Annotated in this window: 23 protein-coding genes; 19 read left to right on the forward strand and 4 right to left on the reverse strand. The window is 76.2% G+C overall.

Annotated elements, in window-relative coordinates; all coding sequences use genetic code 11:
- The first annotated feature begins 17 nt into the window (after positions 1-17).
- The 8 genes from ACI8AG_RS05805 (at position 18) to ACI8AG_RS05840 (ending at position 6,872) form a co-directional block, all read left to right on the forward strand.
- On the forward strand, positions 18-497 hold the full coding sequence (locus tag ACI8AG_RS05805) for a hypothetical protein (protein WP_456596270.1): 480 nt from the start codon (positions 18-20) through the stop codon (positions 495-497).
- A complete protein-coding gene (gene hemL, locus ACI8AG_RS05810) occupies positions 494-1,861 on the forward strand; it encodes a glutamate-1-semialdehyde 2,1-aminomutase (RefSeq protein ID WP_456596271.1) in 1,368 nt (455 codons plus the stop codon). Before ACI8AG_RS05805 ends, hemL begins: the two co-directional genes overlap by 4 nt.
- Positions 1,858-2,490, forward strand: coding sequence for a histidine phosphatase family protein (locus ACI8AG_RS05815; RefSeq protein ID WP_456589126.1), 633 nt, complete (start codon positions 1,858-1,860; stop codon positions 2,488-2,490). Before hemL ends, ACI8AG_RS05815 begins: the two co-directional genes overlap by 4 nt.
- Positions 2,487-3,062, forward strand: coding sequence for a TlpA family protein disulfide reductase (locus tag ACI8AG_RS05820; RefSeq protein WP_456596272.1), 576 nt, complete (start codon positions 2,487-2,489; stop codon positions 3,060-3,062). Before ACI8AG_RS05815 ends, ACI8AG_RS05820 begins: the two co-directional genes overlap by 4 nt.
- 1 nt (position 3,063) lies before the next feature.
- On the forward strand, positions 3,064-3,909 hold the full coding sequence (locus ACI8AG_RS05825; RefSeq protein WP_456596273.1) for a cytochrome c biogenesis CcdA family protein: 846 nt from the start codon (positions 3,064-3,066) through the stop codon (positions 3,907-3,909).
- On the forward strand, positions 3,906-5,522 hold the full coding sequence (gene resB, locus ACI8AG_RS05830; protein WP_456589123.1) for a cytochrome c biogenesis protein ResB: 1,617 nt from the start codon (positions 3,906-3,908) through the stop codon (positions 5,520-5,522). Before ACI8AG_RS05825 ends, resB begins: the two co-directional genes overlap by 4 nt.
- Positions 5,515-6,477, forward strand: a complete 963-nt coding sequence (ccsB, locus tag ACI8AG_RS05835) for a c-type cytochrome biogenesis protein CcsB (RefSeq protein WP_456589122.1) — start codon at positions 5,515-5,517, stop codon at positions 6,475-6,477. The genes resB and ccsB overlap by 8 nt, the downstream gene beginning before the upstream one ends.
- Before the next feature lie 116 nt (positions 6,478-6,593).
- Positions 6,594-6,872, forward strand: coding sequence for a hypothetical protein (locus ACI8AG_RS05840; RefSeq protein ID WP_456596274.1), 279 nt, complete (start codon positions 6,594-6,596; stop codon positions 6,870-6,872).
- Between the two features lie 50 nt (positions 6,873-6,922).
- Here the strand turns inward: ACI8AG_RS05840 and ACI8AG_RS05845 are convergent, their stop codons facing one another.
- On the reverse strand, positions 6,923-7,135 hold the full coding sequence (locus ACI8AG_RS05845) for a hypothetical protein (RefSeq protein WP_456589120.1): 213 nt from the start codon (positions 7,133-7,135) through the stop codon (positions 6,923-6,925).
- Between the two features lie 104 nt (positions 7,136-7,239).
- Between ACI8AG_RS05845 and ACI8AG_RS05850 the strand changes: the two genes are divergently transcribed.
- A complete protein-coding gene (locus ACI8AG_RS05850) occupies positions 7,240-7,668 on the forward strand; it encodes an Lrp/AsnC family transcriptional regulator (RefSeq protein WP_456589119.1) in 429 nt (142 codons plus the stop codon).
- Complete coding sequence (locus ACI8AG_RS05855; protein WP_456596275.1) at positions 7,661-7,987, forward strand: DUF4229 domain-containing protein; 327 nt, start codon at positions 7,661-7,663, stop codon at positions 7,985-7,987. Before ACI8AG_RS05850 ends, ACI8AG_RS05855 begins: the two co-directional genes overlap by 8 nt.
- A 6-nt stretch (positions 7,988-7,993) precedes the next feature.
- On the opposite strand, the gene ACI8AG_RS05860 is transcribed toward ACI8AG_RS05855, so the two are convergent.
- Entirely contained in the window at positions 7,994-8,863 is an 870-nt protein-coding gene (locus tag ACI8AG_RS05860; RefSeq protein ID WP_456596276.1) for a 1,4-dihydroxy-2-naphthoate polyprenyltransferase, read from the reverse strand.
- The gene (gene menE, locus ACI8AG_RS05865; protein WP_456596277.1) at positions 8,863-9,981 is read right to left on the reverse strand and encodes an o-succinylbenzoate--CoA ligase; all 1,119 of its coding nucleotides are present in this window, start codon (positions 9,979-9,981) and stop codon (positions 8,863-8,865) included. The genes ACI8AG_RS05860 and menE overlap by 1 nt, the downstream gene beginning before the upstream one ends.
- Before the next feature lie 90 nt (positions 9,982-10,071).
- Between menE and ACI8AG_RS05870 the strand changes: the two genes are divergently transcribed.
- Complete coding sequence (locus tag ACI8AG_RS05870) at positions 10,072-11,040, forward strand: o-succinylbenzoate synthase (RefSeq protein ID WP_456596278.1); 969 nt, start codon at positions 10,072-10,074, stop codon at positions 11,038-11,040.
- Positions 11,037-12,725, forward strand: coding sequence for a 2-succinyl-5-enolpyruvyl-6-hydroxy-3-cyclohexene-1-carboxylic-acid synthase (gene menD, locus ACI8AG_RS05875; RefSeq protein WP_456596279.1), 1,689 nt, complete (start codon positions 11,037-11,039; stop codon positions 12,723-12,725). The genes ACI8AG_RS05870 and menD overlap by 4 nt, the downstream gene beginning before the upstream one ends.
- Positions 12,726-12,810: 85 nt before the next feature.
- On the opposite strand, the gene ACI8AG_RS05880 is transcribed toward menD, so the two are convergent.
- A complete protein-coding gene (locus ACI8AG_RS05880; protein WP_456596280.1) occupies positions 12,811-14,055 on the reverse strand; it encodes an isochorismate synthase in 1,245 nt (414 codons plus the stop codon).
- 35 nt (positions 14,056-14,090) lie between these two features.
- Between ACI8AG_RS05880 and ACI8AG_RS05885 the strand changes: the two genes are divergently transcribed.
- The 7 genes from ACI8AG_RS05885 (at position 14,091) to ACI8AG_RS05915 (ending at position 19,633) form a co-directional block, all read left to right on the forward strand.
- A complete protein-coding gene (locus tag ACI8AG_RS05885) occupies positions 14,091-14,810 on the forward strand; it encodes a demethylmenaquinone methyltransferase (RefSeq protein WP_456596281.1) in 720 nt (239 codons plus the stop codon).
- Positions 14,811-14,936: 126 nt separating this feature from the next.
- Positions 14,937-15,641, forward strand: a complete 705-nt coding sequence (locus tag ACI8AG_RS05890; RefSeq protein WP_456596282.1) for a phosphoribosyltransferase — start codon at positions 14,937-14,939, stop codon at positions 15,639-15,641.
- Positions 15,631-16,308, forward strand: coding sequence for a dienelactone hydrolase family protein (locus ACI8AG_RS05895; protein WP_456589110.1), 678 nt, complete (start codon positions 15,631-15,633; stop codon positions 16,306-16,308). Before ACI8AG_RS05890 ends, ACI8AG_RS05895 begins: the two co-directional genes overlap by 11 nt.
- Before the next feature lie 164 nt (positions 16,309-16,472).
- Positions 16,473-17,744, forward strand: coding sequence for a geranylgeranyl reductase family protein (locus ACI8AG_RS05900; RefSeq protein ID WP_456596283.1), 1,272 nt, complete (start codon positions 16,473-16,475; stop codon positions 17,742-17,744).
- An 87-nt stretch (positions 17,745-17,831) separates the two neighbouring features.
- Positions 17,832-18,194, forward strand: a complete 363-nt coding sequence (locus tag ACI8AG_RS05905) for an NADH-quinone oxidoreductase subunit A (RefSeq protein ID WP_456589109.1) — start codon at positions 17,832-17,834, stop codon at positions 18,192-18,194.
- A gap of 12 nt (positions 18,195-18,206) precedes the next feature.
- Positions 18,207-18,884, forward strand: coding sequence for a NuoB/complex I 20 kDa subunit family protein (locus tag ACI8AG_RS05910; RefSeq protein WP_456589108.1), 678 nt, complete (start codon positions 18,207-18,209; stop codon positions 18,882-18,884).
- Positions 18,881-19,633, forward strand: a complete 753-nt coding sequence (locus ACI8AG_RS05915; protein ID WP_456589107.1) for an NADH-quinone oxidoreductase subunit C — start codon at positions 18,881-18,883, stop codon at positions 19,631-19,633. The genes ACI8AG_RS05910 and ACI8AG_RS05915 overlap by 4 nt, the downstream gene beginning before the upstream one ends.
- Positions 19,634-19,646 lie beyond the last annotated feature (13 nt).

Below are 19,646 nucleotides of genomic sequence, written 5' to 3' on the forward strand. Positions count from 1 at the left end.
CGGGGGTGGTCGGGGACGTGACGTACGTCGAGCCCGGGGGCTCCTGGCGGCCGTTCTGGCTGGTCGCCGGGGCCCTCGGGCTCTTCCTGCTCGGGGACCTGCTGCTGCCCGGGCCGGACGTCCCGCCGCTGGTCTGGGCGCTCACCCTGGTCGCGGTGCCCGGCGTAGTCGCGATCGGTTGCCTGTCCGCCCGCCGGGTGTGGACGGTCCGGGTGGACGCCGACGGCCTGGCGGTGGGCCGCGAGCAGGTGCCGCTGCGCGACGTCGACGCCACCGCGCTGCGGGAGGCCGACGCCGGGGTGGATGCCGGTGCCCCCGTGCTCGGCGGGGGCTGGTCGCTGCCGCGGGGCCGCACGGGGCTGCCGCTGCGGCTGGCCGACGGTCGGACGGTGCTGGTCCCGACCCGCGACCCCGCGGCGCTGCGGGCCGCCCTGCTCGGGAGTGTGCGCGATGCCTCCGACCGCTCGCCGGGCGCAGAGGGGACACTGGGGACGTGACCTCGCTGGACAGCCCGCCCTACACCTACGAGGCCCCGGTTTCCGCCGGCCTCTTCGCCCGCGGTCAGGACGTCACCCCGGGCGGGGTGAACAGCCCGGTGCGCGCCTTCCGCGCCGTCGGCGGCACGCCGCGCTTCATGGCCGAGGCCTCCGGTCCCTGGATCACCGACGCGGACGGGCGGCGCTACGTCGACCTGGTCAGCTCGTGGGGGCCGATGATCCTGGGCCACGCGCACCCTGCCGTCGTCGAGGCGGTGACCGCGGCCGCGCGTCGCGGCCTGTCCTTCGGCGCCCCCACCGAGGGCGAGCTGGAGCTGGCCGAGGAGATCCGCAACCGCGTCGCGCCGGTCGAGCGCGTGCGGCTGGTCAACTCCGGCACCGAGGCGGTGCTCTCGGCCGTGCGGCTGGCGCGCGGGGTGACGGGCCGCCCGCTCCTGATCAAGTTCGCCGGCAACTACCACGGCCACGTCGACGCGCTGCTGGCCGCGGCCGGCTCCGGGGTGGCCACGCTGGGTCTGCCCGACACCCCCGGGGTGACCACGGGGGCCGCCGCGGACACCATCGTGCTGCCCTACAACGACGTCGCCGCCGTCGAAGCGGTCTTCGCCGAGCGCGGCGACGCCATCGCGGCCGTGGTCAGCGAGGCCGCGCCCGGCAACATGGGCGTGGTGCCGCCGCTGGACGGCTTCAACACCGAGCTGCGGCGGATCACGGCGGCGCACGGTGCGCTGCTGGTGCTCGACGAGGTCATGACCGGCTTCCGGGTGTCGGCGTCGGGCTGGTACGGCCTCGACCCGGTCGACGCCGACCTGTTCACCTTCGGCAAGGTCATGGGCGGGGGGCTCCCGGCGGCGGCGTTCGGTGGCCGCGCCGACCTCATGGAGCACCTCGCGCCGAGCGGGCCGGTCTACCAGGCCGGCACCCTCTCGGGGAACCCGGTGGCGGTCGCGGCCGGCCTGGCCACCCTGCGGAACTGCACCGACGAGGTCTACGCGCAGTGCGACGAGGTCTCCGCCGTGCTGCGCGGGGCAGCGAGCGCGGCGCTGTTCGCCGCCGGTGTGCCGCACCGGGTGCAGCAGGCCGGCAACATGTTCTCGGTCTTCTTCGTGCCCGACGAGCGCCAGGTCCGGGACTACGACGACGCCCGCACCCAGGACGTCTCCCGCTACACCGCCTTCTTCCACGCCCTGCTGGCCCGCGGGGTGTACCTCCCGCCGTCGGCGTTCGAGGCGTGGTTCGTCAGCGCGCAGCTCTCCGGCGAGGCCCTCGACCGGGTGCTCGAGGCGCTCCCGGCCGCGGCCCGGGCTGCCGCCGAGGCCGACGCCCACCGCACCGGCGCGATCGACAGCGAGCGCTCCTCGTGACCACCACCGTCGTCCACCTCCTCCGGCACGGCGAGGTGCACAACCCCGCCGGCGTGCTCTACGGCCGGCTGCCCGGCTACCGCCTCTCCACCGCCGGCGAGGCCATGGCCGTCGCGGCCGCGGAGTGGTTCAGCGGGCGGGACGTCGTCCACCTGGTGTCCAGCCCGCTGGAGCGGGCTCGGCAGACCATCCGCCCCCTGGCCGAGGCGACCGGGCTGGAGGTGCAGATCGACGAGCGGATCATCGAGGCCGGCAACGCGTTCGAGGGCCGGGTCGTCGGCGGGGGCGGCGGCGTCTTCCGGGCGCCCCGCAACTGGTGGAAGCTGCGCAACCCGTTCCAGCCCTCCTGGGGCGAGCCGTACGTGGAGATCGCCGCGCGCATGATCGCCGCGGTCGAGGCGGCCCGGGACGCCGCCCGCGGGCACGAGGCGGTGCTGGTCAGCCACCAGCTGCCCATCTGGGCCACCCGCCTGCACGTCGAGGGACGCCGGTTCGCCCACGACCCCCGCCGCCGGCAGTGCTCGCTGGCCAGCGTCACCTCGCTCACCTACGAGGACGACGACTTCGTGCGCGTCTCCTACGCCGAGCCGGCCGGCGCCACCGATCCGGACGCGGTGCCGGGCGCATGAGGCGGCTGCTGACGGCCCTGCTGGCGGGCGCGATCCTCACCGGGTGCAGCACCGGCTCCGACGCGGTCGAGGTCAACAACGGCGGCGAGTTCCGGTTCGTCGAGGCCACCCCGGCCGGCGAGGTGATCCCGGCCGACGAGCGGGCGACCGCGCCGGAGTTCTCCGGCACCCTGCTGGGCGGCGGGGAGTTCTCGTCGGCGGCGCTGGCCGGGGACGTGACCGTGCTGAACTTCTGGGGGTCCTGGTGCGGCCCGTGCCGGATCGAGACGCCCGAGTTCCAGGAGGTCTACGCCGAGGTGCGGGACGAGGGCGTGCAGTTCGTCGGGCTGAACGTGAAGGAGACCGACGAGCAGTTCGCGCTGGCCTTCGTCGAGCGCTTCGGCATCGAGTTCCCCTCGCTCTACGACCCGCGCGGCGAGGTGGCGCTGGCCTTCCGCGACTACCCGGCCAACGCCGTCCCCTCCACCATCGTGCTGGACCGCCAGGGCCGGGTCGCCGCCGTGTACACCGGGGCGGTGGCGCAGGACGACCTGCGCGCGGTGCTGGACCAGGTGCAGGCGGAGGAGGTCTGACGTGGGGGAGACCTTCGCCGGCCTGGTCACCGACGGGCCGTTGCTGGTGGCGGCGGCCGTCGCGGCGCTCGTCGGCCTGATCAGCTTCGCCTCGCCCTGCGTGCTGCCGCTGGTGCCCGGTTACCTCTCCTACGTCACCGGGCTGGTGGGCAGCGCCGCGACCACGGCCCCGGCCCCGGCTCCGGCTGCGTCCGCGCCCGCCGGGGGCAGCACGGCGGCCACCGCCACGGCGGTGCTCCCGGCGGCCGATCTGCGCCCGCCGCGGGGGCGGATGGTGCTCGGTGCCCTGCTGTTCGTGCTCGGCTTCACCGCGGTGTTCGTGACCATCAGCACGGCGTTCGGCGGACTCGGCCGGCTGCTCCTGGTGCACAACGAGCTCATCACCCGGGTGATGGGCGGCATCACGGTCCTCATCGGGCTGGCGTTCCTCGGCCGGGTGCCGTTCCTCCAGCGCACCGCGCGCCTGTCGACCCGGCCGGCGGCCGGGCTGGCGGGGGCCCCGCTGCTCGGGGTCGTCTTCGGGCTCGGGTGGACCCCCTGCATGGGGCCCACGCTGGCCGCCGTCCAGAACCTGGCCTTCGCCGAGGCCACCGCAGGCCGCGGGGCGCTGCTGGGGCTGGCCTACTGCCTGGGGCTGGGCGTGCCGTTCGTGCTCGTCGCCCTCGGTGCCCGCTGGGCCGTGGGGGCCACGACGTTCCTCCGCCGGCACGCGCAGGCCGTGACCCGCTTCGGCGGGGCCGTGCTGGTGGTGGTCGGGCTGCTCCTGGTGACCGGTGCGTGGACCGAGATGATGGGCTGGCTGCGTTCCTGGCTGGCCGCGACCGGGTTCGGGGAGTCGGCGCTGTGAGCATCGAGGCGCCCCCGCGCCCGGCCACCCCGACCCCGCCCGCCGGGCCCCCGGCCGGCCGTCGGCTGGGCGGCCTGCTGCTGCGCTGGTGGCGGCGGCTCACCGCGATGCGCACGGCGATCGTGCTGCTGTTCCTCCTGGCGCTGGCGGCCGTCCCGGGCTCGCTGCTGCCGCAGCGGTCGCTGTCCCAGAACAACGTCCGGCAGTACTTCGCCGACCACCCCGACCTGGCCCCGGTGCTGGACCGGCTCTACCTGTTCGACGTCTTCAGCTCGCCGTGGTTCGCCGCGGTCTACCTGCTGCTGTTCCTCTCGCTCATCGGCTGCGTCCTGCCGCGGGCCCGGGAGCATGCTCGCGCACTGCGCACCCCGCCGCCACCGGCCCCCCGGAACCTGCTCCGGCTCCCCGACGCCGATCGGTGGCCCGTGGCGCACGCCCCGGGGGCCGCGCTCGACGGCGTCGAGGAGGAGCTGCGGGTGCGGCGCTACCGGGTCGTGCGCCGCGAGACCGCGCGCGGCCCGGAGCTCTCGGCCGAGAAGGGCCACCTGAAGGAGACCGGGAACCTGGTCTTCCACCTCTCGCTGCTGGCCCTCCTGCTGAGCCTCGCGGGGGGGAAGCTGTGGGGCTACGAGGGCAGCATCCTGGTCACCGAGGGACAGGGGTTCTGCAACTCCTTCCAGCAGTACGACACCTACTCCGCGGGCCCGCTGGTCGACAGCGGCGACCTCAGCCCGCTCTGCGTCGACCTCGAGCAGTTCACCGCCGAGTACGAGGAGAACCTCACCGCCGCCTCGTTCACCGCGGACATCCGCTACGGCGAGCCCTCCGCCGAGGGGCGGCCGACCACCATCGGGGTCAACGACCCCCTCCGGGTCGACGGCGACCGGGTCTACGTGACCGGTCACGGCTTCAGCCCGACGTTCACCGTGACCGTGCCGGACGGGACGACCTTCACCGACCTCACCGTGCCCTTCCTGCCCAGCGACCAGCAGACGCTGGCCAGCGAGGGCGCGCTCAAGCTGCCCGACATCCCCGGCCGGGAGGAGCAGCTGGCACTGAAGGGCTTCTTCGCGCCCACGGGTCTGGTGCAGGGCGGCGTGCTGACCTCCGTCGACCCGCGGCCGCTGGCCCCGCAGGTCGCGCTGATCGCCTTCTCCGGCTACCTCGGCCTCGATTCCGGGCTGCCGCAGTCGGTGTACTCCCTCGACGAGAGCCAGATCGAGCGCGGCCGGCTGACCGAGGTGGGCTCGGCGAACCTCTCGGTGGGCGAGTCCCTGGACCTGCCCGACGGCACCCGCGTCACCTTCAGCGGGGTCAAGGAGTTCGCCGCCCTGCAGTTCTCCCACGACCCCGGCCAGGTGTGGGTGCTGGGCTCGGCGATCACCCTGCTGGCCGGCCTGCTGGGCATGCTCCTGCTGCGCCGGGAGCGCGTCTTCGCCCGGGCCGAGCCCGCCCCCGACGGCGGCGGTACCGTGCTCACGCTCGCCTCGCTGACGCGGGGTGGCGGCGAGAACGGCTCCCGGTTCGCCACGCTGTCCCACGACCTGCGGGACGCGCTGAGCGCCGCACCCGCCCGCACCGCACCTGAACCGGAGGTCCCCCCGCGTGACTGACTCCTCGCTGGCCGAGCTGTCCGACACCCTCTTCTCCGTGAGCGTCGCGCTCTACTCCGTCGCGCTGCTGGCCTTCTGCGCCCAGCTCGCGTTCGGCCGGCGGACGGTGCGCAGCCGCGAGCTCGCCGGTGTCGGCGCCGGGCCGGTCGCCCCCGAGCCCCCCGCCGCCCCGGCCGGGCAGGAGGCGCCGGAGACGGCGCAGGGCACCCGCTGGGGGCTCCTCGGCATGGCGCTGACCCCGCTGGGCGCGCTGGCCCACGCCGGCGTCCTCGTCGCCCGCGGCATGGCCACCGACCGGCTGCCCTTCGGCAACATGTACGAGTTCGCCACGGCCGTCGTGCTGGTCGCGGTGGTCGCCTACTTCGTGCTGGCGCTGCGCCAGCCCTCGCTGCGGCACATCGGCGTCTTCGTCCTCGGCCCGGTGATCCTCGCGATGGTGGGCATCGGCCTGTTCCTCTACGCCGAGGCGGGGCCGCTGGTCGCCGCGCTGCGGTCGAGCTGGCTGGGCATCCACGTGACGAGCGCGATCCTGGGCTCCGGCATCTTCCTGGTGAGCGGCATCGCCAGCGTCCTGTACCTGGTCCGCACCCGCCGCAGCGCCGCCGCGCCCGGCGCGGCTGGGGGGCTGCTCGACCGGCTGCCGTCCGCCGCGGGGTTGGACCGGGTGGCGCACCGCACCGCGGTGTTCGGCTTCCCGATCTACACGTTCGCGATGATCGCCGGCGCGATCTGGGCGGAGAGCGCCTGGGGCCGGTTCTGGGGCTGGGACCCCAAGGAGACCTGGATGTTCATCTCCTGGGTCGTCTACGCCGGCTACCTGCACGCCCGCACCACCCCCGGCTGGCGCGGCCGTCCCGCCGCCTGGACCAACGTGCTGGGGTTCGCCGTGGTGCTGTTCAACCTGCTGTACGTGAACATGGTCTCGACCGGCCTGCACAGCTACGGCGGGGTCTGAGCGCTCCCCCGTCCGGGGAGCAGTGCGGCGCGGGGCGGTGACCGATGTCGGACCTGCGTGCTTCCATGCCCTCATGGAGCTGATCAGCAGCGCACGGGCCCGCCGGGAGGTGCGGCGTGGGTAGGCACGCGGCGGCCGACGGGGAGGCGTCGCACCCGCTCGTCGCGGCCGCGCTCGCCGGCCGGGAGGCCGACGGTCCGGGCGCGCACCGCGGGAGCCCGCGGGGCGCGGCGGAGGAGGGCGACCTGGGCTGGCCGGGCGGCCCCACCCGCCAGGGCGGCGGCGGTCTCGGCTGGCCGGGGGACGCCGACGGCTCGGCGCCGGACTCGGGCACGTCCGAGGCGGGCCCGCGGCGCGGCTGGCGCCGCTTCTTCGGAACGACCCCGGCCGCCTGAGAGGGCCGCTCGCACGTTCGGCTCAGGCCCCGGGAAGGGCCCGGACGGCGTTACGTGGGGGAGCCGTCGTCCCGGCGCGCGCGGCGCTCCAGCTCCCGGAGGAACTCCGGGTCGTCATCGGGGGCCACGAACCGGACCGGTCCCCGGGGCCGCTGCGGCCGGCGCTCCGGGCGCGCGCTCCCCTCGGGGCCTGCGTTCGCCGCGGCGCGCACCACCAGTGCGACGACCACGACCGCCATCACGAGAACCACCAGGAACACCACGGGCCCACCCCCTCGTCGACCGCCAGCGTACGTCGGCGGCGATACTCGGTGCCGCGCAACGCAGATCCCATACCCGGGCAGGACGGAGAACCACCATCGACGCCGTGGACCAGCAGCTGATCGAGCTGCTGCGCGCCAACGGCCGGGCCAGCTACGCCGAGCTCGCGCGGCAGGTGGGGCTCTCCTCGCCCGCCGTGCACGAGCGGGTGGGCAAGCTGGAGGCGGCCGGGGTGATCACCGGGTACCGCGCCGTCGTCGACCCGGCGGCGGTGGGCCTGCACGTCACCGCGCTGGTCAGCGTCATCGAGAGCGACGCGGTCGACGACACCGGCGTCGAGGCGGGCCTGCGGGAGATCCCCGAGGTGGAGGACTGCTGGCGGGTCGCCGGCAGCGAGGGGTACGTGCTGAAGGTGCGCGTGACCGACATCCCGGCACTCGAGGCGGCCATCGACGCGTTGAACCGGATCAGAGGGGTCGCACGCACGAGGACGACGGTCGTTCTCTCGACCAAGTGGGAGGGCCGTCATGGCTGAGAACAACCCGAGCGCCGCCGGTGCACCGGTGAGCCCGGCCGGTGGCGCCGCGACGCCGCCGAAGGTCCTGCCGTGGCTGGTGATCTACACGGTCGGCCGCTTCGCGATCGCCGCGGCGCTCGTCCTGGTCCTCTGGTGGGCCGGGCTGGGCAGCTACCCCGGCCTGCTGTTCGGGCTGCTGCTGTCGATGCCGGTCTCCTACGTGCTGCTGCGGCCCTCCCGCGACCGGCTCACCGAGGCGCTGGCGGCGCGCAGCATCGCGCGGCGCACGGCCAAGGAGGACCTGCGCGCTCGGCTCAGCGGGGACGCTCCGCAGTAGCAGCGCTCAGGAGAGGGCGAGGCCCGCGCCGAGCAGCACGCCGGTGACCAGGGTCAGCAGCCCGGTCGAGGCCAGGGCCCCGATGAGCGCCGGCCCGCGGCCGCCTCCCAGCACGGTCCGCACCGGGGCGAGCGCGAGCGGCGCGGCGACCAGGGCCAGCAGCGCCCACGGCCGCGCGAGCCCCACCGCGGCGACGACGGCGAACGGCACGACCAGCAGCGCGGCGTAGAGCACTCGGGTGCCCCGGTCGCCGAGCAGGACGGCGAGCGTGCGCTTGCCCACCCGGGCGTCGCCCTCGATGTCGCGCAGGTTGTTCACCACGAGGATCGCCACGATCAGCAGGCCGATGGGTACGGAGACGGCGAACGCCAGGCCGGGCAGGGTGCGGGTCTGCACGTACGTGGTGCCGACGACGGCGACCGGGCCGAAGAAGACGAAGACGAAGACCTCGCCCAGCGCCCGGTAGCCGTAGGGCAGCGGGCCGCCGGTGTAGGTCCAGGCCGCGGCGATGCAGACCGCCCCCACCGCGACCAGCCACCAGTTCGACAGCGCCGCCAGGGCCAGCCCGGCGACCCCGGCGACCGCGAAGGAGGCCAGCGCCGCCCCGAGCACCTGCCCGGGTGGAGCTGCGCCGGAACCGACCAGCCGCATCGGACCGACCCGCTCGGCGTCGGTGCCGCGCCGGCCGTCGGAGTAGTCGTTGGCGTAGTTGACCCCCACCTGCAGCGCGAGGGCCACGACCAGCGCGAGCAGCGCGGGGCCGAGCCGGAAGCCGTCGAGCGCGACCGCGGCACCGGTGCCGACCAGCACCGGCGAGACCGCCGCCGGCAGGGTGCGGGGGCGGGCGCCGGCCAGCCACTGGGCAGGGGTGGCCATCAGACCTCCGGGGTGCGGGCCGCGACGGCGCGGCGGTCGGGCTTGCCCGTGTGCAGGGTGGGGATCGAGGCGATGAGCCGTAGCTCCCGGGGCGCGGCGGGGGCGCCCAGCCGCTCGGTCACCCACGGTCGCAGCTCGGCCAGGGTCGGTGCGCCGCCGGGCGCCGGGACGACGGCGGCGACGACCCGCTGACCCCACTCCGGATCGGGTCGGCCGAAGACGACGGCGTCGGCGACGGCGGGGTGCTCGCGCAGCGCGGCCTCCACCGCTGCGGGCGGCACGTTGACGCCGCCGGAGATGACGACCTCGTCCAGCCGGCCGTGCACGGTGAGGCGGCCGTCGGGGCCGAGCGTGCCCGCGTCCCGGGTGCGGAACCAGCCGTCCGCGAACGCGGCCGCGGTCGCCTGCGGATCACCGCGGTAGCCGTGCGCCAGCACCGGGCCGGCCAGCTCGATCCCGTCGGTAACCCGCACGGTCACGCCGGCCAGCGGCAGGCCGTCGTAGACGCAGCCACCGGCGGTCTCGGTCATCCCGTAGGTGGTCGCGACGGCGACGCCCGCGGCCCGGGCGCGGGCCAGCAGGGCCGGGTCGGTGGCCGCGCCGCCCACGAGCACCGCGTCGAAGGCACGCAGCGCATCCGGTTCGGCGTCCAGCGCGCGGCGCAGCTGGGTGGGGACGAGGGAGGTGTACCGGCGGTCGCCGGCCGGCATGCGGGCGACGGCGTCGGCCAGCGGCTCCCCGGCACCGAGGCGGGTGGCGCTGCGCCCGCCGAGCAGGCCGCGGCAGAGGACCTGCAGCCCGGCGATCGCCGACACGGGCAGCGCGAGCAGCCAGCTGCCCGGGCCGCCGAGCCGGTCGAGGGTCGCGGCCGCGGACGCCCGCAGCGCGGCGGCCGACAGCAGCACCCCGCGACCGTTCCCGGTGGAGCCGGAGGTCACGACGACGAGGTCGGTGCCCGGCTCGAGCGGCTCGTCGGGGCGGAGCGCGGCGCGGGCGGCGTCGACGACGGCCGGGGGACCGGCGGGCAGCACGGCCAGCGGGCGCTCGCCGTCCAGCGCCGCGCGGACGTCGTCGTCGGAGAGCTCGGCCGCGGGCACGAGGGTGAGGTGCCGAGCCACGAGGGACGAGCCTATGCGGCCCCCTGCAGGGGCCCGCCACGAGCCTGCGAGTGGTGGGGGGCAGGGGGTCCTTCTCCTAGGCTGATCGCCATGACCGCCGCCGCCGCGCCCGCGCTCCCGGCGGAGATCACCGAGCTGGCCGTCTACGAGGTGCCGCTGCGCAGCCGCTTCCGGGGCATCGACGTGCGCGACGGCGTGCTGCTGCGCGGCCCGGCCGGCTGGGGCGAGTTCTCCCCGTTCTGGGACTACGACGCCGCCGAGAGCCGCCGCTGGTGGGCCGCCGCGGTGGAGGCCGCGGTCGAGGGCTTCCCCGCGCCGGTGCGCGCGTCGGTGCCGGTGAACGTGACCGTGCCGGCGGTCGGCGCGCAGCGGGCGCACGCGATCGTGGCGGCGTCCGGCTGCCGCACCGCCAAGGTGAAGGTCGCCGAGCCGGGGCAGACCGCCGCCGACGACCGCGCCCGCGTCGAGGCCGTGCGCGACGCGCTCGGTCCCGGTGGCGCGATCCGGGTGGACGCGAACGCCGCCTGGGACGTCGACACCGCCGTGCGGCGGATCCGCGAGCTCGACGCCGCCGTCGGGCTGGAGTACGTCGAGCAGCCGTGCGCCACCCTCGCCGAGCTGGCCGCGCTGCGCCGGCGGATCGACGTGCGCGTCGCCGTGGACGAGGGCGTGCGCCGGGCGGCCGACCCGCTGGCGGTCGACCTGCGCGAGGCCGGCGACGTCGTCGTCCTGAAGGTGCAGCCGCTGGGCGGTGTGCGGGCGGCGCTGCGCGTCGCGGAGGCCCACGGCCTGCCCTGCGTCGTCTCCTCGGCGCTGGAGTCCTCGGTCGGCATCGCCGCCGGGGTGGCGCTCGCCGCCGCGCTGCCGGAGCTGCCCTTCGCCTGCGGCCTGGCGACCGTCGCGCTCTTCACCGGAGACGTCTGCTCGTCCCCGCTGCTGCCCGTGGACGGCGCGCTGCCGGTGGCCCGGCCCGAGCCGGACCGGCGCGCCGTCGTGGCGGGCGGCGAGGGCGCCGCCGCCCGCTGGCGGGCCCGGATCGACGAGGTGCTCGCCGCGTGAACCCCGCCAGCGCCTTCGCCCGCGTGCTGGTCGACGAGTTGGTGCGCGGCGGCGTCACCGACGCCGTGCTGGCGCCCGGCTCGCGGTCGGCGCCGGTGGCCCTGGCCCTCGCGGCGGCCGAAAGGGACGGCCGGCTGCGGCTGCACGTGCGCCTCGACGAGCGGACGGCGGCGTTCCTCGCCCTCGGCCTGGCCAAGGGCTCCGGCCGCCCGGTGCCGGTGCTCACCACGTCCGGGACGGCGACCGCACACCTGCACGCCGCGGTGCTGGAGGCCGACGCGAGCGGGGTGCCGCTGCTGGCGCTGACCGCCGACCGCCCGCCGGAGCTGCGGGCCACCGGCGCCAACCAGACGATCGAGCAGGCCGGCCTGTACGGGGCGGCGGTGCGCTGGGCGGCCGACGTCGGCGTCCCCGAGGCCGGCCGGGAGGCCGAGCAGAACCGCTACTGGCGGTCCGTGGTGGCCAAGGCGCTCACCGTCGCCGCCGGCACGCTGTCGGCCGACGCCGGTCCGGTGCAGCTGAACCTCGCGCTGCGCGAGCCACTGCTGCCCGACGAGGAACTCCCGGCCGAACTCGCGGCCCCGTGGGCCGGCCGGCCGGGAGGTGCGCCGTGGACGGTGGCCGAGCCGTCGGCCGGCTGGGCGGCGCGGGCCCGCCGGCTGCCCCCGCGGACGCTGGTGATCGCCGGTGACGGGCCTCTGCACGGCGCCCCGGGCCTCGCCGAGGGCTCGGCGTGGCCCGTCGTGGCCGAGCCGAGCAGCGGGCTCTGGGGGCGCCCGGGGAGCGTGCGCGGTGGCGTGCTGGCGCTCGGTGCGCCCGGCTGGCTGGCCGTGCACCGGCCCGAGCGGGTGCTGGTGGTGGGGCGGCCGACGCTCTCCCGCCCGGTCGGCGCCCTGCTGGCCGACCCCGCCGTCACCGTCGAGACGGTGAGCGCCTCGCCGCGGTGGGCCGACGCCGGCCGGTCGAGCAGCCACGTGGCCCGGCTGTTCGCCGGCGCAGACCCCGACGACCCGGTCGACGCCGACTGGGCGGCCGCCTGGCACGCCGCCGCCGCCCGGGTCGGCGCCGCCGTCGACGCGGTGCTCGACGGCGCCCCGGCGCTGACCGCCGCCCGGCTGGCCCGCGACGTCGTCGCCGCCCTGCCCGCGGGCGCGCTGCTGGTGCTCGGGTCGTCCACGCCGGTGCGCGACGTCGACCGGCTGGCCGTGCCCCGGGACGACGTGACGGTGCTGGCCAACCGCGGGGTCGCGGGCATCGACGGGACGATCTCGACCGCCGTGGGCGCGGCGCTCGTCCACGCCGGTCCCGCGTACGCGCTGATGGGCGACCTGACGTTCCTCCACGACCTGACCGGGCTGCTGCTCGGCGAGGGCGAGCGCCGCCCGGACCTGACGGTCGTCGTGCCGGACAACGACGGCGGCGGAATCTTCGCCCAGCTGGAGCCGGGGCAGGACCGGTTCGCCGCGGACTACCGGCGGGTCTTCGGCACCCCGCACGGGCGCGACCTGGTGGCGGTGGCGGAGTCGCTGGGCTGGCCGGCGACACGGGTGTCCACGCCGGCGGAGCTCACGGCGGTGCTCGGCCTGGGGGGTCCGCAGGTCGTCGTCGTCGGCACCGACCAGCGCACCGAGGCGACGCTGGCCCAGGACCTGCGGCGCGCCGCTGCGGCGGCGCTGGGGGAGTAGCCCGCGCCGCTCCGGGGGTGCTCCTCCTGCTGGAGGAGTCCTGCACGCCGCCCAGAGGGTGTGCAGCAGCCCCAGAGCGCGCGGCTCAGCCCTCGAGCGCGGCCTGGAACGCGGCGAACTTCGACTGGGTCTCGGCCAGCTCCGCGGCTGGGTCGGAGCCGGCGACGATGCCGCAGCCGGCGAAAAGCCGCGCCCCGTCGTCGCCGACCAGCTCGGCGCAGCGCAGCGCGAGGCCGAACTCGCCGTCGCCGGTCGAGTCCAGCCAGCCGACCGGTCCGGCGTACCGGCCGCGGTCCATGCCCTCGAGCTCGCCGATGAGCGCGGCGGCGTCCGGCGTGGGGGTGCCGCAGACGGCCGCCGTCGGGTGCACCGCACCGACCAGCTCCAGCAGCCCGGCCGAGCCGCGCTGGGTGCCCACGACGTCGGTGGCCAGGTGCCGCACGTTGGCCAGCGTGAGCAGCTCCGGCTCCGGCGGTGCCGTCAACTCGTGGCAGTACGGCTGCAGCGCCCGCACCAGGGAGTCGACGGCGAGGCCGTGCTCGGCGCGGTCCTTCCCCGAGTCCATCAGGGCCGCGGCCAGCCGCTCGTCCTCGGCGCCGGCCCCGCGCGGCGCGGTCCCGGCCAGCACGCGCGAGGAGAGCCGCCGGCCGGTCCGGCGCAGCAGCAGCTCCGGAGTGGCGCCCAGCAGGCCGTCGACGGCGAAGGTCCAGCACCCCGGGAACCGGGCGGCCAGCCGGCGCAGCATTCGCCGGGGGTCGAGCGGGACGTCGGAGGAGACCAGCAGGTCGCGGGCGAGCACGACCTTCTCCAGCTCGTCGGCGTCGATGCGGGTGACGGCGGCGGCCACCGCGGCGCACCAGCTCGCGGGGTCCAGCGCCCCGTCGGCGTAGCGCAGCCGGGGCGCCGGGCCGTCGTCGGCAGGGGCCGTGTCCGGCAGCTCCGGTGCGGCCCCGACGGCGGTGACCCAGCCGACGCCGTCCCGCCGCCCGACGACGACCTCGGGGACGACGAAGACCGACGTCCCCGTGACCGGGTCGAAGGCGATGCTCGCGAACAGCACCGGGCCCGAGCCGGGGACGCGCAGCTCGTCGGCGACGTCGAGGCCGGCGGTGAACCGGTCCCACCACTCGGCGGCCTCGGCCAGCGCGTGCGGGCCCGAGACCTCCAGCCGCGCCGCCTCGCCCCAGCCGACCAGGCCCTCACCGTGGCGCACCCAGGAGAGGCCGCCGCGGACCGGGAGCAGGTCGAGCAGTTCGCCGGCCGCGTCGGAGCGGACCGTGGTGACGGTGCGCGACGCCGCCGCCGGGGAGGTCAGGGCGGCGGCAGTCACGTGATCAGAGTAGGAGGCCTTGTAGCGTCGATGCCGTGGCAGACCGGCGAGAGAACTCGCACACCGCCGGCCTGCGGGCCGGGCTGGACAAGCGACCGGCCGAGGTCGCGGCGATGTTCGACCGGGTCGCGCAGCGCTACGACGTCACCAACACCGTCCTCTCCGCGGGGCTGGACGCCTCCTGGCGACGGGCCACCCGCGAGGCGCTGGGGGCCCGGCCGGGCCAGACGGTGCTGGACGTCGCGGCCGGGACGGCGGTCTCCACCGTCGAGCTCGCCGCCGGCGGAGTGACGGCGATCGCCTGCGACTTCTCCCAGGGCATGCTGCGCGCCGGGGCCGCGCGACCGGTGCCCAAGGTGGCCGGTGACGCGATGGCGCTGCCGCTGGCCGACGAGAGCGTGGACGGCGTGGTCATCTCCTTCGGCCTGCGCAACGTGGCCGACCCCGACGCCGCGCTGCGGGAGTTCGCCCGGGTGACCAAGCCCGGCGGGACGCTGGTGGTCTGCGAGTTCTCCAGCCCCACCTGGTCGCCGTTCCGCACCGTCTACACCGAGTACCTGATGAAGGCGCTGCCCCGCATCGCCCGGGCGGTGAGCAGCAACCCCGAGGCCTACGTCTACCTGGCCGAGTCGATCCGCGCCTGGCCCGACCAGGCGGCGCTCGCCGGCCGGCTGCAGGACGCCGGCTGGGCCGACGTCGCCTGGCAGAACCTCACCGGGGGGATCGTCGCGCTGCACCGTGCCCGCAAGCCCTGAGGGCCTCCGGGGGTGCAGCGGGGGGACGGCCTCGGCGGGACGAGCGCCGGTGCCCGACGACCCCGCGCGCCCCCTTCCCAGCCGCTCCGGCCGTTAGCCGCCCGGCGGGCCGGGTAGCCGGACCACATGGCTGGAGACCGGAGACCTTTCGCAGATCGCCGGGAGGCGGGCCGGGCGCTCGCCGCGCGGCTGGTCGACGACGACCTGGTCACCCCCGGGCACGGCGACGTGGTCGTACTCGGCCTGCCGCGGGGCGGGGTCGTCGTGGGGGCGGAGGTGGCCGCCGCCCTCGACGCAGCGCTCGACATCGTCGTCGTCCGCAAGGTCGGCCTGCCCTGGCAGCCGGAGCTCGCCATGGGCGCGATCGCGGCCGTGGGGGACGAGATCCACACCGTCCGGCAGGAGACCGTCATCGACCGCGCCGGGGTGGACGCGGCCACCTTCGAGGACGTCCGCACCCAGGAGGTGTCCGAGCTGCGCCGGCGCACCGAGGCCTATCGCGGCGACCGCCCGCCGCCGGTCCTGGCCGGCCGCCGCGTCGTCCTGGTCGACGACGGGTTGGCCACCGGCTCGACCATGCGCGCCGCGGTCGCCGCCGTCCGCCGCCAGGACCCCGCGCACCTGACCGTCGCCGTCCCCGTGGCCTCGCCGAACGCCTGCCGGCAGATCACACCGGACGTCGACGAACTGCTCTGCCTCTGGGCCCCCGCGGACTTCTCCGCCGTCGGCCAGGGCTACGCCGACTTCCGACCGACCGAGGACGACGAGGTGCGCGCGGCCCTCGCGCAGGCCCGCCCCGGTGAGCCGGAGGAGCGCGACGGTGCCGGCTGACGAGGGCGCGCCCGGCTTCCAGGAGGACGTCGTCGTCGACGTGCCCGGGGCGGCGTTGCGCGCCGACCTCGTCGGCCCCGCCGATCCGCGCGGTGTGGTGGTCTTCGCCCACGGCAGCGGGAGCAGCCGGCGGAGCCCGCGCAACCAGCAGGTCGCCGAGGGGCTGCACGCCGCCGGGTACGCCACCGTGCTGCTGGACCTGCTGACCCTCGCCGAGGAGGAGGTCGACGCGCGCACGCGCGAGCACCGGTTCGACATCCCGCTGCTGGCCGGGCGGCTCACCGGCGCCGTCGACTGGCTGCTCGGCCGGCCCGGCCTCGCGACCCTGCCGGTCGCCACCTTCGGTGCCAGCACCGGTGCGGCGGCCGCCCTGATCACCGCCGCCGAGCGACCGGAGAGGGTCCGGGCGGTGATCTCCCGCGGTGGCCGTCCCGATCTGGCCGGCAGCGCGCTCGACCAGGTGCGGGCGCCCGTGCTGCTGGTCGTCGGGGGCGCGGACGCCCAGGTCGTCGAGCTCAACCGGCAGGCCGCCGCCCGGCTCACCGTCGACCACGAGGTCGCGATCATCCCCGGCGCCACGCACCTGTTCCCCGAGCCCGGCGCGCTCGAGCAGGTGATCGACCGCTCCGCGGCCTGGCTGAGCACCTGGTTGCCGGCGCCTTCCTGATGCCCGGACCGGCCGCCCGGTGCGGGGCCGTGCGGAGGTCGCCGGGGCCCTGCGCCGAGGGGGGTCTGTCGGCTAGATCACATCGCGGCCTAGACTCGGGACCGAGCGGTTTGTGAACTCTTTCACAAGCCGCACCGGGCTCGACGACGGACCGGAGGGGTGGCATGACGCGGACCGCAGCGGCGCACGCCGCCGACGTCGTGGTCGTCGGTGCCGGGCCGGCCGGCTCCAGCGCGGCCTGGCACCTCGTCCGCGCGGGCCTGGATGTCGCGCTGCTGGAGAAGGCCGACTTCCCGCGGGAGAAGGTCTGCGGTGACGGGCTGACGCCGCGCGGCGTGCAGGCGCTGCACGACATGGGCGTCCAGACGAGCGGGCCGGACTGGGTGCGCCGCCGCGGGCTCCGGGTGCACGGCGGTGGGCGGGTCGCCGAGGTCGACTGGCCGCGGCTGGCCACCTGGCCCGACCACGGCCTGGTGCGCACCCGCCGGGAGCTCGACGCCCACCTGGCCGACCACGCGCGGCGGGCCGGTGCGCGCCTGGTCACGGGGGTGACCGTCACCGGGCCGGTGCTGGACGACGACGGCCGCGTGGCCGGGGTCCGGGGCGAGGCCGGCGCCGACCGGGAGGCGGTCACCTGGCGGGCGCCCCTGGTGGTCTCGGCGGAGGGCCTGTCCGGCCGGCTGGCCAAGTCCCTCGGGCTGCTGCGCCGCACCGACCGGCCGCTCGGGGTGGCCCTCCGCCGCTACGTGCGCAGCCGGCGCAGCGACGACGACTACCTGGACATCGCCTTCGACCTGACCGCCGAGGGCCCCACCCGCGAGAGCATGCCGGGCTACGGCTGGATCTTCGGGATGGGCGACGGCACGGCCAACGTCGGGTACGGGCTCCTCGACACCCGGCGCGGCACCGGGGCGGACCGGCGGTCGGTCCTGCGCCGGTGGCTCGACCTGTTCCCCGCCGAGGAAGGGCTCGGCGAGGACGACGCCGTCGGCCCGCTGCGCGGTGCCGGGCTGCCCATGGCGCTGAGCCGGGGTCCGGCGTACACCCGGGGGCTGCTGCTCGCCGGGGACGCCGCCGGCACGGTGAACCCCTGCAACGGCGAGGGGATCAGCGCCGCCCTGGAGAGCGGCCGGATGGCCGCCGAGGTCGCGGCGGCCGCGCTGAGGTGCCCGATCGGGACGGCACGGGAGGCGGTCCTGCGGCGGTACCCCGACCGGCTGCGCGCCGAGCTGGGCCGCCACCACAGGCTCGGCCTGGGCTTCCTGGCGCTGCTGGCCCGGCCGGCAGTGGTCCGGCTCGCCATGGCCCGGGGGCTGCGCCGCCCCGCGCTCGCCGACGCCGCGCTGCGGGTGATGGGCAACCTGACCGACGGCCGCGACGGCGACGCGATCGACCGCGCGCTGGCCGTGCTCCTGCGATTCACCCCGGCGACGTGAGGGAGCTGCCATGACGACCGGCCGGCACGACACTCCGTATCCAGACCATGACCAGGCCGTGACCGACATCACCCTAGGGTGCAGCTGATGCTCTCGACCTACGCCCCGCTCGTCGGCCTGTTCGTGCTGGCCGCGGCGTTCGCGCTGTTCTCGGTCGTCGTCGCCCCGTTCGTCGGGCCGCGTCGCCACAACCGGGCCAAGCTGGCCGCCTACGAGTGCGGCATCGAGCCGGTCGACCAGCCGCTCACCGGCGGCCGCTTCCCGGTGAAGTACTACCTGACCGCGATGCTCTTCATCGTCTTCGACATCGAGATCGTCTTCCTCTATCCGTGGGCCGTCGCCAACGACGCGCTGGGGGTGTGGGGGCTGGCCGCGATGGCCGTGTTCCTCGGCACCGTCTTCCTCGCCTTCGCCTACGAGTGGCGGCGCGGCGGACTCGAGTGGGACTGACAGGGGACTGACATGGGACTCGAGGAGAAGCTGCCGAGCGGCGTCCTGCTGACCAGCGTGGAGAAGTTGGTCAACTGGACCCGCAAGTCGTCGCTGTGGCCGGCGACGTTCGGCCTGGCCTGCTGCGCCATCGAGATGATGGCCTCCGGTGCCGGCCGGTACGACCTCGCCCGTTTCGGCATGGAGGTCTTCCGGGCCTCGCCGCGGCAGGCGGACCTGATGATCGTGGCGGGCCGGGTGAGCCAGAAGATGGCGCCGGTCCTGCGGCAGATCTACGACCAGATGCCCGAGCCCCGCTGGGTCCTGGCGATGGGGGTCTGCGCCAGCTCCGGCGGCATGTTCAACAACTACGCGATCGTCCAGGGCGTCGACCACGTCGTCCCCGTGGACATGTACCTGCCCGGCTGCCCGCCGCGGCCCGAGATGCTGATGGACGCCATCCTCAAGCTGCACCACAAGATCCAGCACGAGCCGCTGGGCGAGAAGCGCGCTCGGCAGCAGCAGCAGGCCCGCGAGGACGGCACGGCCAAGGACCTGCTGGTCGAGATGCCGTCGACCGTCCGCGTCGACAAGGAGGCCCGCCGCGCCTACGAGCAGGCGGCCGCCGAGGGGCGCACCGGGCAGTTCGGGATCGAGCGGCGCGGCGGCAACGCCGTCCTGCTCCCGGACGAGCGGGGTGGCCGGCGATGAGCAACGACGGCGGCTCGAACGTCGTCCCCGGTCGCGAGGAGGCCGGCTACGACGACAGCACCGCGCCGTCCGGCGGCTTCCGGAAGGGCGCCTTCGGGGTCAGCGGCAGCGGTGACACCTCGGGGTTCGGTGGGCTGGTGCGGGTGGAGCCCGGCGGCGCGGTCGCGCTGCACTCCACCGACCGGCCCTACGGCGGGTACTTCGACGAGGTCACCGACGCGTTGATCGAGGCCGTGGGGGAGGCCACCTACGCCGCCGCGGTGCAGCGCGTGCTGGTCGACCGGGGCGAGATCACCTACTTCGTCGCCCGGGAGCACCTGCTGACCCTGGTGCAGGCGCTGCGGGACGACGAGGCCCTGCGCTTCGAGCTGTGCAGCAGCCTCTCCGGCGTCGACTACCTCGACAGCGGCGGCCCCGAGGTGACGCCCGGCCGGCCCCGGCTGCACGTCGTCTACCACCTGACCTCGATGACCTACCGGCGCCGCATCCGGCTGGAGGTGGCGGTCACCGCGGAGGACCCGCACGTCCCGTCGGTGACCGGCGTCTACCCGACGGCGGACTGGCACGAGCGGGAGACGTTCGACATGTTCGGCGTCGTCTTCGACGGCCACCCGGCGCTGACCCGGATCCTCATGCCCGACGACTGGGACGGCCACCCCCAGCGCAAGGACTACCCGCTCGGCGGGATCCCGGTGGAGTACCACGACGCGACGATCCCGCCGCCGGACACGCGGCGGGCCTACCGGTGACGGGGGTCTACCG

Source organism: Blastococcus sp. SYSU DS0552, from assembly GCF_054050815.1.